This is a genomic window from Streptomyces sp. NPDC048338 (assembly GCF_043201055.1).
Classification (GTDB): Bacteria; Actinomycetota; Actinomycetes; order Streptomycetales; family Streptomycetaceae; genus Streptomyces.
Genome location: NZ_JBICYQ010000011.1, coordinates 339,924 through 356,001 on the forward strand (window position 1 = coordinate 339,924; position 16,078 = coordinate 356,001).

Below are 16,078 nucleotides of genomic sequence, written 5' to 3' on the forward strand. Positions count from 1 at the left end.
GCCTCGGCCTCTTCGTCCTCGCTGTGGGCGACGACCTCGATGTCCTCGTCCTCGGGCTGCGGGTTCGTGTTCTCGGCCATGTGCGTCCTCCTCGGTTGGCGGCGTCGCTGCGCCGGCTGGGAAGGAACGTACGGACCCGCGGTATGGGAACGGCTGTCCACCGGTTCGGCGCCGGTAGACGCCCAGTCCGCGGGGGTCCGACGGCCGCGCGACACCCGCCGGGCGGGCCGCACCCGGCGGGCGTGCGCCCCTCCGCACGGCCCTGACCTGCGAATTGACCGATCCTCAGGCGCCGGTGAACCGGAAGTCTGCCGTCCCGGGGCACGATCCGGTCCGGACTCCGCGCGCGGCACGGGCACGGGGGAGCGGAGCGGACACGGAGGAGGAGACGTGGAACTGGCGGAGCTCATCGGCCTGCGGCCGGTGCCCTGCGGCGGCCTCCTGGTGGGGCTCACCCGCCGCTGCCCGCTGAGCTGCGCGCACTGCTCCACGGGATCCTCCCTCGCGGTCTCCGAGCGGCCCGACCCCGAGCGACTGCTGCGCTTCGTCGGCTCGTTCGGACCCCAGGACCGGCCCGAGGTGGTCATGCTGACCGGCGGCGAACCCCTGCTGCTGCCGGAACTGGCCGCCCGGCTCGCCGGTCTCGCCCGCGCCTCGGGCTCCCGGGTGGCGCTGCTCAGCGGCATGTTCTTCGCCCGCGACGGACGCGTCCCCGCCCGGATCATGCGCGCGATCACGGCCCTCGACCACTTCTCCGCGAGCCTGGACGTCCACCACGAGCGCGAGGTTCCGCGCGCGGGCGTGCTGCGCGCCCTGCGGGCCGTCCTCGACGCCGGGATCCCCGCGAGCATCCACCTCACCGGAACCGGCCCCGACGACCCGTACCTGGCGGACGCCGTCGCGGACGTCCGCCGCGCCTTCGGCACCCGGGTACCCCTGCTGGTCAACGAGATCCGGCCGCTCGGCCGCGCCGCGGGCCTCGTCCCGGCGACACCGCCCGGACCGGACGACTCCCTGCCGACGCCGTGCGCCCTCGCCGCCTGGCCGGTGATCGCCTTCGACGGGACCGTGGCCGCCTGCTGCAACCAGTGGACGGTGGACCGGCGCCCCGTCCCCCGGCACCTCCTGCTCGGGCACATCGCCGACGACGACTGGCCGGCCGTCCGCGAGCGCTCCCTCGGCTCCCCGGTGCTGCGGATGCTGCGCGCCGTCGGACCCCGGCGGACGCACGCCCGCTACGCCACCGCGCCCGCCCCGGCCGGCTACTGCCGCAGCTGCCACGCCCTCGCCGACCTGCCGGACGTCCTGGAGGGCGCGGCCCGCGACGCCGGCGGCCGGGTCGGCGCACTCCTGGACCGGCTCAGCGCGGAGGAACAGCGCGCCGCCGGACCCGCTGCCCTCGTCCGCCGCATGGGCTGCGCCCGCTACGCGCACCTGGTCGAGTCGCCACCCGCAGAGGAGAGGAGCCGTCGATGACCGCCACCGCGTCCCTCGCGCTCAGGACCAAGCTCACGCCCACCGCACCCGTGCTCCGGGCCGCGACCGCGTCCCTGTGGCGACCGGAGGGTCTGCGGCGGCGGTACGTGCGCTACCTGGCCGCCATGCATCCGCTCGTACGGGCCTCCGTGCCGCTCCTGGAGCGGGCCGCCGAGCGCTGCGCCGGCCTGAGCGACCCGGCCGCGCGGCGCCTCGGGGCGTACTACGTCCGCCACGCCGAGGAGGAACGCGACCACGACGCCTGGCTGCTCGACGACCTGGCCGCGGCCGGCTCCGGGCCGCTCGCCGTGCCGCCCCCCGTCGTGGTCGAACTCGTCGGGGCGCAGTACTACCGCGTCGAGCACGAGCACCCGGTCACCCTGCTCGGCTACATCGCGGTCCTGGAGGGAAACGCGCCGGGGCCGCGACTCGCGGACCGCCTGATCGAGGCCACCGGGCTGCCGGGCGGTGCGTTCCGCACCCTCAGGGAACACGCGGAACTCGACGGCGGCCACCTCGACGACCTGCACCGGGTCCTCGACGAGCTCGCCCTGACCCCGGAGGGGCAGACCGCCGTCTCCGTCAGCGCACTGCACACCACCCATCTGCTCACCCGGCTCTTCCAGTCCCTCGCCGCCGAACCCGGAGGACACCCGTGACCGAGGACCCCGCCCCGTACGACGACGTCCCGATCGACGGCACCCCGTGCGGCCAGGCGCACGCGGACGCCGCCGCGGCCGACGGCCCGCCCGAGCCGTCGCTGGAGGCCCTGGCCGCCGCCGGGTTCGACGTCGGCGCCCTCAGCGAGGAGCAGCACGAGGTCCTGCGCGTGCTGACCCCGGAGGAACTGGCCCTGCTCGTCGACATCAGGGGGCGGCTCGACGCCGCGGCCCCCGAGGTCCAGGCCCACGCCGACGTGGCGGGCGGCGCGCTCTTCTGACCCGGGGCGTCCATTCGCTCTCGCCGGGCTCGCGGTGTCCCGCGACTCCGTCTCCCGCGCCCCCACGGCCCCGCGCCCCACGGAGGAACCCATGCCCTGCGCCTCGTGCCGGAGCGCACTGCCGCCCGGTGCCCGTTTCTGCCCGTCCTGCGGCAGCCCGTGCGCGCCCGGGCCGGTCACGGCCAGGCCGACCGGCCGCAAGGTGGTCACCCTCCTCTTCTGCGACCTGGTGGGCTCCACCGCGCTCTCCGGCGCCCTGGACGCGGAGACCCTCCGCTCGGTGACGCTCCGCTGGTTCGACCTGATGCGGCAGCGGATCGAGGAACAGGGCGGCACCGTGGAGAAGTTCATCGGGGACGCCGTGATGGCCGTCTTCGGCGTACCGACCGTACGCGAGGACGACGCCCGCCGGGCCGTGGCCGCCGCCCTGGCGATGCGGGAGGCGCTCGCCGGGTTCAACGCCCGCCTGGAGGAGGCGGTCGGGGTCCGGCTGGAGATGCGCATCGGCGTCAACACCGGCCAGGCCGTCACGGGTTCGGCGACACTCCGGCAGGCGATGGTGTCCGGCGAGGTGGTGAACGTCGCCGCGCGCCTGGAACAGAACGCCGCCGCCGGGGAGATCCTCATCGGGCCGGACACCCTGGCCGCCGCCGGACCGGGTGTGCGGACGACGGAGACCGGACCGCTCTCGCTCAAGGGCAAGAGCGACCGGGTCGCCGCCCACCGCCTGCTCGGCCTCGACGAGGAGGACGGCCCCGAGTCGCTGCGCCGCTTCGACCTCGGATTCGTCGGACGCACCCGCGAACTCGGCCTGCTCGAAGCGGCGCTGGACCGGGTCTCCCGGACCGGCCGCGCCGAACGCCTGGTGATCGGCGGGGAGGCGGGCCAGGGCAAGACGCGGCTCGTGCGGGAGTGGCTCCACCGGGCCGGGGAAAGGGACGGCGGCCCCCGCCACGGCGTCGGGCGCTGCCGTGCCCGCGGCGAACAGCCCAGCCTCGGACCCCTCGCCGACGCCGTCGCCGACCTGCTGGGAACCGGCCCCGTCGCGGCCTCCCCCGACCTGGACCTGCTCCACCAGGGCCTGCTCCTGGACGGCACGCCCAACCCGTCGCCCGCCGACACCTGCGCGGCGCTCGCCAGGGTCCTCGCCGGGATCTGCGGGGCGCGGCCCGTCGTGCTGGTCGTCGACGACTGCCACTGGGCGGCGCAGCCGCTCTTCGGCCTGCTCGACCGCCTGCTGCGCGCCCTCACCGACGCGCCGGTCCTGATCGTCCTGCTCGCCCGTCCGGAGCTCTTCGACGCCCGTCCCGAACTCGCCGTGGACGCCCTGCCGCTCGGCGGGCTCACCGACACCGAGGCCCGGCTCCTCGCCGCCGAGCTGACCGGGGGCCCGGCGACCGGCGAGCCCCTCGACCCCCGGATCCTGGCCCGGGTGGGCGGCAACCCCCTGCACCTGGAGCAGCTCCTCGTCGCCGGGGACCACCTCGACGCCGACAGCGTCCCGCTCCCCCTCCAGGCCCTGATCGGAGCCCGGATCGACGCCCTCGACGCTCCCGAACACCGCGCCCTCGGACTGGCGTCCGTCCTCGGGGGCGACTTCACCACCGACGAACTGACCGCGCTCGCCGGGCATCCCGCCGAGGCGTGGACCGCGTCCGAACTCCGGTCCACGCTGCACCGGCTGGTCCGGCACCGCCTCGTCAGGCCGGAGGGCGCGGGGTTCCGTTTCGCCGGCGGGCTGATCCAGGAGGTCGTCTACGCCAGCCAGTCCAAGCAGGACCGGGCCGACCGGCACGAACGGGCCGTACGCCTGGACTCGGTCCGCGCGCGGGGCGACGCCGCGATCGGGGCCCATCTGGAACAGGCCCACCGCTACCGGGTCGAGCTGGGCGCGCAGGACGCGCACACCGACGCGCTCCGCCTGCGGGCCGCCGACGCGCTCGCCGAGGCCGGGCGCCTCGCGCTGGCCCACGCCGACCCGGTCTGGGCCGCCGATCTGCTGTCCAGGGCCACCGGCCGGTACGCGGCGGGCGAACCCGGCCGTACCGCGGCGCGCCGGCGGCTCGGCCAGACCCTGCTGGACCTGGGGCGCGGCAAGGAGGGCCGCGCACTGCTCGAAGAGGTACTGGCCGAGGACCCGGACGGCGGCCCGGACCTGGTGGAGGCCGCGCACGCCCGCCTCGCCCTGGCCTCCGCCGGTCGGCCGACGGGCGGGGACGCGTCACCGGCCGAGGCGGCCAGTGCCACCCTGCCGGTCTTCGTGGCGGCCGGCGACGAGCTCGGGCAGGCCCGCGCCTGCCTGCGGCTCGCCCAGCGCGCCCAGGAACAGGGCCGCCATCGGGCTGCGGAACGGCTGCTCGCCCGGGCCCTGGACCACGCGGTCCGGGCCGCCGCCGAACCGGAACAGGCCGCGGCCCTCGGCGCCATGGGCGTCTCGCTCTGGCGCGGTCCGCACCCCGTGCCGGATGCCGTGGCCCGCTGCCGAGCGCTCCTGGCCGACCAGGGCGCCGGCCGCCGGGCGGTCCGGCTCACCCTCAACTGCCCGCTCGCCGTGGTGCTAACCCTGCACGACGACCGCGACGGGGCCCTGGCCTGCCTCGCGGAGGCGGAGCACCTCGCGAAGCGGCTCGGCTACGCCGAGGCGGACGCGTTCCTGCCCCTCTTCACCGGGACCGTCGCCGAACTCGACGGCCGCCACGAGGAGGCGCTCCTGAGCCTGGAACGGGCCGCCGCCGCCGCGCGGAACCTGGGCGCCACGGGGCTGCTGCGCAGCGCTCTCCTGGACGCCGCCCGCATCCGGCTGGACCTCGGCGACTGGCGCTCCGCCCACCGCATGCTGGCCGATGCGGAGGCGGACCGGGCGGAGGCGGCCCGGCCGCGCGCCGAGTCGGCCGACCTCGACGGCATGCGTGCCCGGATCGCCGCGGCGCGGGGACGGGCGGCGACCGCCGGCCGGCTGGCCGCCCGGGCGCTCGCGACCGCGACCCGCACCGACTCACCCATCGTCGAGGGCCTCGCCGCCCTCGATCTGGCCCGCACCGCCCTCGCGCTGGGACGCCCGGCCGAGGCGGCCGATGCGGCGGCCCGCGCCCGTCGGCGCTTCGCCGCCAAGGGCCATCTCCCCGCCGTACGCCAGGCCGAGGCGCTCGTCGCCCGCTGCCCCGGCCGGCCGCCGGGACACCGCCCCGCCGACGGACGCGTCACCGGAGCCGGAAAGGATGCACCACGATGACCTCCGCCCAGCGATCGGCGCCCGGACTCACCTGGGGCCTGCGAGGACGGGGCCCCGCGGACGTGCTCGTGGAGGCCGACGGCGCGCCCGACCCGCCCGAAGGAGGTCTCCTCGGCGGCACCGGGCGAGGCGTACGCGTCTGCGTCGTCGACTCGGGGATCGAACGCGACCATCCCCTGGTCGGCCCCGTGGCCGGGTCGTGGCGCGTCGTCAAGGACGACGACGGCGTGCGCGTCGAGGAGACGGAGCCGGAGGACGCCTGCGGCCACGGCACCGCCTGCGCCGGGATCATCCGCCGGACCGCGCCGGACTGCGAACTGTCCAGCGTGCGGGTGCTCGGCGAGCGGTTCTCCGGCAGCGGGGACGTCCTGCTCGAAGGGATCCGGTGGGCCGTGCGCCGGCGCTTCGACGTGGTCAACCTGAGTCTGTCCACCAGCCGCGACCGCTTCGTGGAGGAGCTGCGGCGTCTGGCCGACGAGGCGTACTTCCAGCAGACCGTGATCGTCGCCTCGGCGCACAACACCCACGTCGAGAGCTTCCCCTGGCGCTTCTCGTCGGTCATCTCCGTGGGCAGCCACCAGGAGGACGACCCGGACCTCCACCTCTACAACCCCACGCCGCCGGTGGAGTTCTTCGCCCCCGGCCAGCGCATCCCGGTCGCGTGGCTCGGCGGCACCTCGATCCGCAGCTCCGGCAACAGTTTCGCCACCCCGTTCATCGCCGGGCTGTGCGCGCGGATCCTGTCGAGCCATCCCCGGCTGACGCCGTTCCAGCTCAAGAACGCCCTGTACCTGTCCGCAGCCAACGTCCGTGTCCACGGCCGCCGGTAACGACCGGCACCGGAAGGGAACCCCCATGGCTCAGACGACCGCGCCCGTCGTGTCCGCAGCGTCCCGGCCCGATCCGGCCCTGGCGGAACTCCTGCAGTCGGTGGTGGACACCGCGCGCGCCCTGTTCGGCGCCCAGGCGAGCTCCATCCTTCTCCTGGACGCCCCGGCCGACGAGATCGTCTTCGAGGCCGTCTCCGGGCAGGGACAGGAGTTCCTGGTGGGCCGCCGCTTCCCGGCCGGCCGGGGCATCGCCGGATGGGTCGCCGCCTCGGGGGAACCGATGGTGGTCGACGACCTCCACGCCAGTACGTCCTTCGACCGGAACATCGCCGAGTCCACCGGCTACGTCCCCGACGCGCTGATGGCCGCCCCTCTCCTGCACGGCGACCGGATCCTCGGCGTCCTGGAGGTGCTCGACCCGTCCCCACAGGCCCGCTCGGGCCTCCCGGAGCTCGACCTGCTGTGCCTCTTCGCCCGTCAGGCGGCCGTCGCCCTGAACGTGGTCACCACGCACGCGCCACGCCGGACCGCCCCGGACAGCCCGGACGACCCCTCGCGCGCCGAGCTCCTCCGTCTCCTCACGGAGGCCCGCCGGCTGCTCGGGGAGTGAGGCGGTGCGCCTCCCGTGCCGGCGGCCGTCCGTCCGCTGCCGGACCGGTCGGGGGCCGGTCAGGCCGTCAGGTCGAGGACGACCGAGCCCGGCGCCGACAGCGCACGGAGCCGGACCGGTGAGAGCACCGGCCGGTGGGCGCCGGGGGCGAACACCACCAGGTCCGCGCCGAGCAGCGCGCGGTCGAGGGCCGCCTCGGCCGTGAGCACGATGCCCTCCCGAGCGGCGTACGAGGCGGACTCCGCGTCCGGCCAGCGCGGTGGTTCCGATGCCGGCGCCGGGTGGACGGTGACCGAGACCAGGCCGACGAGTTCGCGCGCCAGCACGCCGAGCGCGGCCGTCGCGCCCGGCCCCAGGACCGTGGCGGACAGGGCGCCCGCCGCGAGCCGGCCGCGAGCGGCACGGACGGCGGCCGACAGCCGCTCCTCGCCGGAGCCGGAGCCGGAGCCGGAGCCGGAGCCGGAGCCGGAGCCGGAGCGTGAGCCGGAGACTGAGCGCGAGCCGGGGCGGGCGGTCGGGACGGTCGCGGGGACACCGGGCCGGACCGGGACCGCTCCGAGGGGGGCGGAGCGCTCCGGTCCGTAGGACGACGGGGGTGTACGGGACATGGCGCGGCCTCCCTGCGGGCGGGGCGCTGTCGCCCCGGTCCTCCGCAGAGTGGCGGCGACGGCTATCCGACCGCTACCCGAACGCCGTCAGTCGGCCGCTCCCAGCAGCAGCCGCTTGCCCAGCAACTCCTCCCGCAGCCGCGCGGACGCGGGGGACCCGTGCCCGGCGAGGAGCCGTGCCGCCGCTGACGCCTCGCCCAGCGCGGTCGGCGTGTCCAGGGTGGCCGCGTGCAGGTCGAGGAGGGCGCTCGCCGCCCGCCCCTGCCACAGCGGCATCGCCAGCGCGGCGAACACGCCCTGCGCGGCGGTGAGATGGGCGAGCGCCGCCGTCGGGGCGCCGGCGTCCAGTGCCGACCGGCCGAGCCCGAGACAGGCGCGGCCCTCGGTCAGCCGGTCCCCGGTCCGCCGGGCCAGGGTGAGGGCCTGGAGCAGGACCGCCTCGGCCTGCTCGCCGCGTCCGGCACGGGCATGGCAGAGACCGGTCCCCAGCAGGGCGTGACCCTCCGCGGTGCGGTCGCGCCCCGCGCGGCCGATGCGCAGGGCCAGGGCGAACGCCTGCTGGGCGAGTTCCGTCTCCCCCGTCTGCAGGGACAGCTCACCCAGCTCTCGGACGACGTGCCCCTCGGCGGCGACGCTGCCCGCTTCCCGGGTCAGTGCCAGCGCCGTCGTGAGCATCGAGCGGGCCGTGCCGGTCTCGTCGGCCTCCCGGTGGAGGGCCGCGCCGCCGGCCAGGGCCAGGGCCTCGCCGACCGGGTCGCCGGCGCGCCGCAGCAGGGCAGCCGCCGCGGCGTGCCCGGCCAGGCTCTCCGGATGCCGCCCGCCCAGCCGGTCCACGGTCGCGAGGAGGTTCCCGGCCAGCCCCTCGCCCTGCGCGTCGGCGAGTTCGCGGAAGGCGTCACGGGCCGCGCCGAGCAGCCGGGAAGCCTCGTCCAGCCGGTACCGGAACAGCGCGAGCGCGCCCAGCGAGTACGTCGAGACCGCCGTCCCCCGCCGGTTCCCGGCGGCCTCGCAGACCGTGAGGGCCGCGTGGGCGGTGTCCGACCAGTCCTCGCACCGGCCCTGGGAGGCGAACCTGATGGCGCAGGTGGCGGCGAGATCCCGGCACAGGTCGTCGAGACCCAGCTCCGCGGCCTGCCGCACCGCCGCGACCAGTGCCTCGTGCTCCTCCTCCCACCACAGGGCGGGGACGTCGAGCAGTCGGTCGGTGAGCGGGCCCGGCAGCGGTCGGCGAGCGGCCGTGCCGTGCGGGACGCCGAACGGGCCGCCGTGCTCGCGTCGGTGTGCCTCCTCGGCGAGGGCGGTCCAGGAGGCGAGGGCCCGTCCCAGGGCGGCGCGCCGCTGCTCGGGCGTCTCCGTCGCGCGGAGCTCCTCCTTGGCGTAGACCCTGATCAGTTCGTGGAAGCGGTAGCGCGGCGGGCGGCCTTCCCGGGGCAGGACGTCGAGCAGCTGGGAATGGACGAGTTCCTCGACGATGTCGTCGGCGGTGACGAGATCGCAGTCGAGCAGCGAGGCAGCCGTCCAGCCCGCGAAGTCGCCGCCCTCGACGAGCGCGAGCAGCCGGAACAGCCGCTGCGGCTCGGGATCGAGCGCCCGGTAGGCCAGCGCGATGTGCGACCGCACCTCCATCCCGCAGTAGTCGAACTCGTCCAGCCTGCTCGCCTCGTCCCGGAAGCGCCGGACCAGCCGGTCGAGAGGCCAGTGCGGGCGGCAGGCGAGCCGGGCGCCGACCACCCGCAGCGCCAGCGGCAACCCGCCGCAGAACCGGGCCAGTTCGAGGGCGGCGGGGAGCTGCCCGGTGACCCGCTCGACGCCCGCGATCCGGGTCAGGAGCTCCACCGACAGCTCCGGGTCGAAGAGGTCCAGGTTGATCTGGCGGATACCGGGCAGTCCCGTCAGCCGGTAGCGGCCGGTCACCAGGACGCCGCAGTGCGCGTCGCCCGGCAGCAGCTCCCGTGCGACGGCCTCGTCGCTCACCTCGTCGAGCACGATCAGCACCCGCCTGCCCGCGAGCAGGCTGCGGTAGAGGGTGCGGCGCTCGTCGGCGTCCTCCGGAATCGCGTGACCCGGCACGCCCAGCGCGCGCAGGAAGCGGGCCAGTACGCCCGCCGTGACCTCCCGGCCGCCCTCCCCGCCGAGATTCGCGAAGAGCCGGCCGTCGGGGAACGCGTCCCGCAGCGCGTGCGCGGCGTGGATCGCCAGGCTCGTCTTCCCGATGCCGTCCTGTCCGCTGATTCCCGCGATGCGTACGGCTTCTCCCGGACGGAACGCGCCGTCGCCGCCGGAGAGGAATTCCGAGATCTCCGCGAGGAATTCCGCCCGACCGGTGAAATCCGGCAGATCGGAGGGGAGTTGTTCGGGTCGCGCGGACGGTCCCGCCGGGACGGCCGCCACGGAATGCGTGGCGGTGACGTCGGAGTGCGGGGAACCGGCTGCCGCGGGCGGGGCGTCCGCCGAGCCGGACCCGCCGGGCGTGGCGCCGTCCGGGGGCCGCAGGTCGAGCGCCGGGTCCGCCCTCAGGATCGCCGTCTCGAGCTCCTGGAGCTCGCGGCCGGGCTCGATGCCCAGCTCCCGGACGAACACCGCGCGGGTACGCCGAAACGCGTCGAGAGCCTCCGCCGTCCGCCCCGACCGGTGGAGGGCGAGGATCAACGAGGCGTGCAGGCCCTCGCGCAGCGGCTCCTGCGCGGTGAGCGCGAGGAGCTCGCCGGTGATCTCGGCATGCCGGCCGAGGGACAGGTCGAGCCGGGCCAGCTCCTCGACGACCGACAGCCGCCGCTCGTCCAGCAGGGTCGCCCCCTGGCGCACGAGCTCGCCCTCCAGGCCGAGCAGGGCCGGACCGCGCCACAGGGCGAGTGCCGAGCGGAACACCGTCGTGGCCCGCTCGGGCCGTCCGGCCGCGGCGTGGTCGCGGGCCTCGGCGACCAGCTTCTCGAAGCGCCGCAGGTCCAGCTCCCCGTCGGCGAGGGCCAGCCGATAGCCCGAGGCCAGCGTCGTGATGGCATCGGGGCGACCCGCCCGCGCGAAGGCCTTGCGCAGGGCCGAGACGGCGGACTGCACCTGGGTACGGGCGGTCTCCGGGGGCGCCTCGCCCCAGACGGCGTCCACCAGCTGCTCCCGCGGGGTGACCCGGTTCGCGTGCAGGGCCAGCACCGCCAGAACGGTCCGCTGCCGAGGCCCACCCAGCCCGAACACCACTCCGTCGCGGGTGAGTTCGAGCGGCCCCAAGAGGCTGAGTTCCATGTGCCTTCCCCCAGTCGTCACGCCCCGATGTGCTTCGGGCCGACCGAGGGGAGGGTAGACGCCCGCCGGACAGGCCCTCCAGACGCGGGAATTCACGGAATTCGATGCGGGACATCGTCCGACACGATGCCGCGCGACCCGGTGCGCGCCGCCATCGGCGCTTTCGATCGGGGGATTCGGCAGCGTCCATCGGGACGGCGTTGTGTCAGGGAGGCGCCCGACACAAGGCTGTTCCCGGTTCCCATTCGAATTTCTTCTCAATCGCATCACCGGAGGTGAGTCGTGTTCCAGGACGACGACAAGGGACGCTACGCCGTCGTGATCAACGACGAGGAGCAGTACTCCGTCTGGCCCGAGTCCCGCGAGGTGCCGGCGGGCTGGCACACCACGGGCTTCACCGGCACGAAGGAGGAGTGCGTGGCCCACGTGGACGAGGTCTGGACGGACATGCGCCCCCTGAGCCTGCGGCAGGCCATGGCGGCCGACGCCGCGTCGGAGCAGGCGGCCGCCGGGACGGGCGTGCGGTGAAAGGGGACGTACGCCCGCTGATCGGCCGGGAGGAGGAGCTGGCGGCCGTCCGCCGCCTGCTCCCGGCCCGCGGCGCCGGACCCGCCCTCGTCGAGCTCGCGGGCGACCCGGGCACGGGGAAGACCAGACTCCTCGGCGAGATCGCGGCACTGGCCGCCGAGGCCGGCGTCCAGGTCCGCGGCGTACGCCCGGCGGAACTGCCCGCGACCGGACTCCCGTCCGCCGGCCCCGCCGAGCCCCTCCTGCTCCTCGTCGACGACGTGCACGGCGGCGGCCCGGAGGCGGAGCGCGCCCTGCTCGGCCTGCTGCGCACCCCGCCGGCCGAGGCGCTCCTGCTCGTCCTCGCGCACCGGCCCCGGCAGTGCCCGCCCGCCCTGCGGGCCGAACTGACCGCGGCCCGCGGGACCTGGCGGACCGCCCATCTCGACCTCGCCGACCTCGACCGCACCGCGACCGGGACCTTCCCGGCACAGCGGCTGTGCCACCGGCACCGCGGCTCGCTGTACGACCGCACCGGCGGCAACCCCCGCCTCCTGGAGCTGCTGGTGGCGTCCTGCGCCGGACCCGGCGCCTGCCTGGAGGAGGGGCCGGCGGACGAGGCCGCCGCCCGGCGCGCGGCCGCGCCGCTGCTCGCCGAGGTGACCGCGCTCTCCGCCGACGCCCGCCTCGTCGCCCACGCGGCGGCGGTGCTCGGCGAGCCGGCCGGACCCGACCTGCTCGCCGACGTGGCCGACCTCGCCCCCGGACGGGTCCTCGCCGCCGTGGACGAACTCCTCGCCGCCGACCTCCTGCGCCCCGCGCCGGAGCCCGGACAGGTCGCCTACCGGCACCCGCTGGTCGGGCGCGTCGTGTACGGGGCGGTGCCCGGAGGCTGGCGGCTCGGCGCCCATGCCCGCGCCTGCGCCCGGCACCGCGCGGACGGCGTCGCGCCGGTCCGCTACGCCCGCCACCTGGAGCAGTCCTGCGCGACGGGCGACGCGTCCGGCGCCGCCGTGCTCACCGCGGCGGCGGAGGCCGCGCTGCCCACCGACCCGGCCACCGCGTACCGGTGGTTCGGTGCGGCGGCCCGACTGCTCCACGACACACCGGCGCACCGCAACCGCCGTCGTGCCGCCCTCGCCAGAGCCGCCGCGGCGGCCGTCATGACGGGCCGCACCGACCGGGCGAGAGCCGCACTGGAGCGGCGTGACCAGCTGCTCGACGGGCCCGACCACACGCCCGAGGCCGCCGACGCGGCCCTGTGCCGCGCCGCGATCGCCCAGTCGGACGGAGACGTCCCGCTGGCGCGCTCCGTGCTGCGGACCGCGCTGTCCACCACGGGCGCCGACCATCCGCACGGCGCCGCCGCACTGTGGATCGCCCTGGCCGCGACCGCGTGCCGGGACGCCGGACCTGAGGGCCGGGACTGGGCCGACGAAGCCGTGCTCGCCGCCGCGGGCAGCGGCGACGAGGCCGCACAGGTCCACGCCCTGGCTCTGCACGGAACGGTCCGGCTGGCCGGCGGCACGGCCGCCGCAGCGGGCCGTGACGCCGCGGCCGCCGCACGGCTCGCCGACGCGCTGGGCGACCGGGCCCTCGCCCTGCGACTGGACGCCCTGGACTGCCTGGCCCGTCTGGAGACGGACCTGGAGCGTTACGGACCCGCCGTACGGCACCTCAACCGGGGACTGGCGATCGGCCGGGCCGCGGGACAGTGGCCCGCCGTCGCCTCGATGGCCGCCGGGCTCGCCACCGTACTGCTCCGGCAGGGCAGGCCGGCGGAGGCCGCGGCCCCCGCGGAGGAGGCCGTCCGCTGCTCCGAACTCGTCGGCGGCACCGAACTGCGCGCCATGGCCCTCTGCCTGCGCGCCCGCGTGGCCCTGGAGGTCCACGAGCCGGAGACCGCCGTCGCGGTCGCCCGCGCGGCCTGCGTGGTCGCCGCTCCCGACGGCCACTGGGCGCGCCGCGCCCGGATGGCGCTCGCCGCGGGCCAACTGGCCGCCGGCGACGCGCTCGGCAGCCTGGAGACCCTGGCCGGCGCCGGACTCACCGACCCGGCCGCCGCCCGGCTGCCGCACCCGACCCGCCTCAGGCTCGCCGAGATCCTCTGCGCCGCGCGGCTCGCCGCGGGCCGTCCTGACGCCGCCCGGCTCGCCGCCGGGGAGGCCGCCACCGTGGCCGCGGAACTCGGGCTCGCCGGTGCCCGTGCCCGGGCCGCGCTGCTCGGCTCGGCCGCCGCCGAGGAGCCCGCCGAGGCGCTGAGGCTCGCCGAGGACGCGCTCGTCGCTGCGGCGGAGAGCGGACACCTCGCCGACGAGGGCTGGGCCCGGACGGCCGCGGCCCGCGCACTGGCCGCGCTCGGCGAACCGGACGAGGCGGAGCGCCATCTGGCGGCCGCCGACGCGGTCGCGGCCGGCTCCGGCACGAGCCGTCTGGCCGCCGCCGTCACCCGCGCCCGCGAGGCCGCCCGCCCGCCGCTCGCCGCCGGCACCGCGGCCGACGGCACCGCCGAGGGAGCGCACATGCTGAGCCAGCGCGAGTTCGAGATCTCCACCCTCGTCAGCCAGGGCTGCACCAACCGCCAGATCGCGCGGACCCTCGGTGTCAGTCACAAGACGGTGGAGACGCACCTCGGCCGCATCTTCGCCAAGCTGGAGGTCTCCTCACGGGCCGAGATCGCCAACATGATCGGCCGCAACACCGTGGTCGCCCGGCCGCGCGCGCGGGCGAAGGCCCTGGCGGTCCCCGCTTAGGGGGTGTCCTGCCGATCTTGCCGGGCCGAGGGGTGCGGCGGCCGCGCACCCGCCGCCGCGGACGGCCCCCCGTCGCCCGTGCGGGACGCACCCGGCCACCACGTACACGACGGAATCCCCCACGAGACGGACGACGATGACACCGCAGACCCCGCACGACGACCTCGACCCGGCCGGGCGGCGCTGGCTGCGCCTGCTCGGACCGGCGGTCGGCGGTCCGCCCCGCGCGCGCCTGGTGTGCCTGCCGCACGCCGGCGGAGCCGCCACCGCGTACCTGGGCTGGGTCCGCCATCTGCCGCCGCGCACCGAGCTGTTCGCCGTCCAGTACCCGGGGCGGCAGGACCGGCTGGCCGAACCCTGCGTGGAGTCCATGACGGAGATGGCGGACCGGGTGGCCGCCGCACTCGCCGGGCTGCCCCCTCTGCCCACCGTCGTCTTCGGCCACAGCATGGGGTCCCTCGTGGCGTACGAGGCCCTGGCCAGGGTGCAGAAGAGGCATCCGGCGGCCGTCCCGGAGCGGTTGTTCGTCTCGGGAACGGCCGCCCCGCACCGCGACCGCGAAGGGCTGCCCGCCCTCGACGACGCCTCGCTGGTCGCGTACACCCACCGTCAGGGCGGAGCCTTCCCCGGGGTCTACGAGGACCCCGAACTGCGAGAGCTGCTGCTGCCCTCGCTGCGCGGCGACTTCAGGCTCCTCGCCGGCTACCGGCCGGCCCCCGCGCCCACGCCGCTCGGCGTCCCGGTCACCGCGCTCGGCGGTGACCGGGACACCGGATGCACCGCCGAGGACCTGCGCGGCTGGGCGGGTCTCACCACCGGGACGTTCGCCACCCGGACGTTCCCCGGCGGGCACTTCTACCTCCAGGACGGCGAGGAGCACCTCGTCCACCTGGTGACGTCGACCTCCGTCAGCGCGGCGAATCGCTAGCCATGCACGCCGTCAGCGTGGTCCCGTCGACCGGGTCGATCAGCAGGAACGAACCCGTCCGGCGCGAGTCCGCGTACGCGTCCACGGCCAGCGGCTCCGCCGTGCGCACCACCACCCGGCCGATGTCGTTGGCCCGGAGCTCGCCCGCCGCCGGCTGCTGGCTGAGGTCGTCCAGGGTGAGCCGCGACGGGATCTCCCTGACGATCGCCTTGACCGTGCGGGTCGCGTGCTTCAGGAGCACGCGGTCGCCGACCTTCAGCGGCCGGTCGGCCACGTGACACACCGTCGCCGTGACGTCCCGGGTGACCGGCGGGCCCTCGTCGCCGAGTGCCAGCAGGTCTCCGCGGGAGATGTCGAGATCGTCGGCCAGCCGGACCGTGACGGACTGCGGCGCCCAGGCCCGGTCCGTGCTGCCGTCGAGCGTGTCGATCGCCTCGATCACGCTGGTGTGCCGGGACGGCAGGACGGTGACCGGTGCGCCGACACTCAGCACCCCGGAGGCGATCTGACCTGCGTAGCCACGGTAGTCGGGGTGTTCGGCGGTCTGCGGACGGATGACGTACTGCACCGGGAACCGGGTCGGCTCGCCGGACGGGTCGTGACCCACCGGCACGCTCTCCAGGTGCTCCAGCAGGGTCGGGCCGCCGTACCAGGCCATGCGTCCCGAGGGCACCACGACGTTGTCCCCCGCCAGGGCGCAGACGGGGATCGCGGTGACGCCCGAGACTCCCAGTCCGTTCGCGTACGTCGTGAACTCGTCCGCGATCGCGGCGAAGACGGACTCCTGGTAGCCGACGAGGTCCATCTTGTTGACGGCGAGGACCACGTGCGGGACCCGCAGCAGTGCCGTCACCGCCAGGTGGCGGCGGGTCTGCTCGACGACGCCGTTGCGGGCGTCGACCAGGACCACGGCCAGTTCGGCGGTGGAGGCGCCGGTGACCATGTTGCGGGTGT

At 76.4% G+C, this 16,078-nt stretch carries 12 protein-coding genes; 9 read left to right on the plus strand and 3 right to left on the minus strand.

Going from position 1 to position 16,078, the window contains the following annotated elements:
* Positions 1-390: 390 nt before the first annotated feature.
* From ACGFZF_RS26070 to ACGFZF_RS26095, 6 genes are all read left to right on the plus strand, one after another.
* Complete coding sequence (locus tag ACGFZF_RS26070) at positions 391-1,476, plus strand: radical SAM protein (protein WP_393557839.1); 1,086 nt, start codon at positions 391-393, stop codon at positions 1,474-1,476.
* On the plus strand, positions 1,473-2,135 hold the full coding sequence (locus tag ACGFZF_RS26075) for a hypothetical protein (protein WP_393557841.1): 663 nt from the start codon (positions 1,473-1,475) through the stop codon (positions 2,133-2,135). The genes ACGFZF_RS26070 and ACGFZF_RS26075 overlap by 4 nt, the downstream gene beginning before the upstream one ends.
* 101 nt (positions 2,136-2,236) lie before the next feature.
* The gene (locus ACGFZF_RS26080) at positions 2,237-2,416 is read left to right on the plus strand and encodes an aroma-sacti cluster domain-containing protein (RefSeq protein ID WP_393557890.1); all 180 of its coding nucleotides are present in this window, start codon (positions 2,237-2,239) and stop codon (positions 2,414-2,416) included.
* 91 nt (positions 2,417-2,507) lie between these two features.
* Positions 2,508-5,648 carry an adenylate/guanylate cyclase domain-containing protein gene (locus ACGFZF_RS26085; RefSeq protein WP_393557843.1) on the plus strand — a complete coding sequence of 1,047 codons (3,141 nt, stop codon included), beginning with the start codon at positions 2,508-2,510 and terminating at the stop codon, positions 5,646-5,648.
* A complete protein-coding gene (locus ACGFZF_RS26090; RefSeq protein WP_393557845.1) occupies positions 5,645-6,478 on the plus strand; it encodes a S8 family serine peptidase in 834 nt (277 codons plus the stop codon). The genes ACGFZF_RS26085 and ACGFZF_RS26090 overlap by 4 nt, the downstream gene beginning before the upstream one ends.
* A 25-nt stretch (positions 6,479-6,503) precedes the next feature.
* Positions 6,504-7,088, plus strand: a complete 585-nt coding sequence (locus tag ACGFZF_RS26095) for a GAF domain-containing protein (RefSeq protein ID WP_393557847.1) — start codon at positions 6,504-6,506, stop codon at positions 7,086-7,088.
* A gap of 59 nt (positions 7,089-7,147) precedes the next feature.
* Here the strand turns inward: ACGFZF_RS26095 and ACGFZF_RS26100 are convergent, their stop codons facing one another.
* Together ACGFZF_RS26100 and ACGFZF_RS26105 are read right to left on the minus strand one after the other, a co-directional pair.
* Positions 7,148-7,696: a hypothetical protein gene (locus ACGFZF_RS26100; RefSeq protein WP_393557849.1), complete on the minus strand. Its 549-nt coding sequence runs from the start codon at positions 7,694-7,696 to the stop codon at positions 7,148-7,150.
* An 87-nt stretch (positions 7,697-7,783) separates the two neighbouring features.
* Positions 7,784-10,936, minus strand: a complete 3,153-nt coding sequence (locus ACGFZF_RS26105; protein ID WP_393557851.1) for a BTAD domain-containing putative transcriptional regulator — start codon at positions 10,934-10,936, stop codon at positions 7,784-7,786.
* A 282-nt stretch (positions 10,937-11,218) separates the two neighbouring features.
* Here ACGFZF_RS26105 and ACGFZF_RS26110 point away from each other — a divergent pair, with 282 nt between their 5' ends.
* From ACGFZF_RS26110 to ACGFZF_RS26120, 3 genes are all read left to right on the plus strand, one after another.
* A complete protein-coding gene (locus ACGFZF_RS26110) occupies positions 11,219-11,464 on the plus strand; it encodes an MbtH family protein (protein ID WP_393557853.1) in 246 nt (81 codons plus the stop codon).
* Positions 11,461-14,196, plus strand: coding sequence for a LuxR C-terminal-related transcriptional regulator (locus ACGFZF_RS26115; protein ID WP_393557855.1), 2,736 nt, complete (start codon positions 11,461-11,463; stop codon positions 14,194-14,196). Before ACGFZF_RS26110 ends, ACGFZF_RS26115 begins: the two co-directional genes overlap by 4 nt.
* Before the next feature lie 136 nt (positions 14,197-14,332).
* Positions 14,333-15,124, plus strand: coding sequence for a thioesterase II family protein (locus ACGFZF_RS26120; protein WP_393557857.1), 792 nt, complete (start codon positions 14,333-14,335; stop codon positions 15,122-15,124).
* On the opposite strand, the gene ACGFZF_RS26125 is transcribed toward ACGFZF_RS26120, so the two are convergent.
* Positions 15,105-16,078: sulfate adenylyltransferase subunit 1 (locus tag ACGFZF_RS26125; RefSeq protein WP_393557859.1), on the minus strand; the 974-nt coding region annotated here is incomplete at its 5' end. The two genes, ACGFZF_RS26120 and ACGFZF_RS26125, sit on opposite strands and share 20 nt — an antisense overlap.

Excerpts from the sequence above, each read along its gene's own strand:
- ACGFZF_RS26095 (WP_393557847.1), top strand. The coding sequence starts at position 6,504 with ATGGCTCAGACGACCGCGCCCGTCGTGTCCGCAGCGTCCCGGCCCGAT.
- ACGFZF_RS26100 (WP_393557849.1), bottom strand. The coding sequence starts at position 7,696 with ATGTCCCGTACACCCCCGTCGTCCTACGGACCGGAGCGCTCCGCCCCC.
- ACGFZF_RS26090 (WP_393557845.1), top strand. The coding sequence starts at position 5,645 with ATGACCTCCGCCCAGCGATCGGCGCCCGGACTCACCTGGGGCCTGCGA.
- ACGFZF_RS26085 (WP_393557843.1), top strand. The coding sequence starts at position 2,508 with ATGCCCTGCGCCTCGTGCCGGAGCGCACTGCCGCCCGGTGCCCGTTTC.
- ACGFZF_RS26075 (WP_393557841.1), top strand. The coding sequence starts at position 1,473 with ATGACCGCCACCGCGTCCCTCGCGCTCAGGACCAAGCTCACGCCCACC.
- ACGFZF_RS26120 (WP_393557857.1), top strand. The coding sequence starts at position 14,333 with ATGACACCGCAGACCCCGCACGACGACCTCGACCCGGCCGGGCGGCGC.
- ACGFZF_RS26105 (WP_393557851.1), bottom strand. The coding sequence starts at position 10,936 with ATGGAACTCAGCCTCTTGGGGCCGCTCGAACTCACCCGCGACGGAGTG.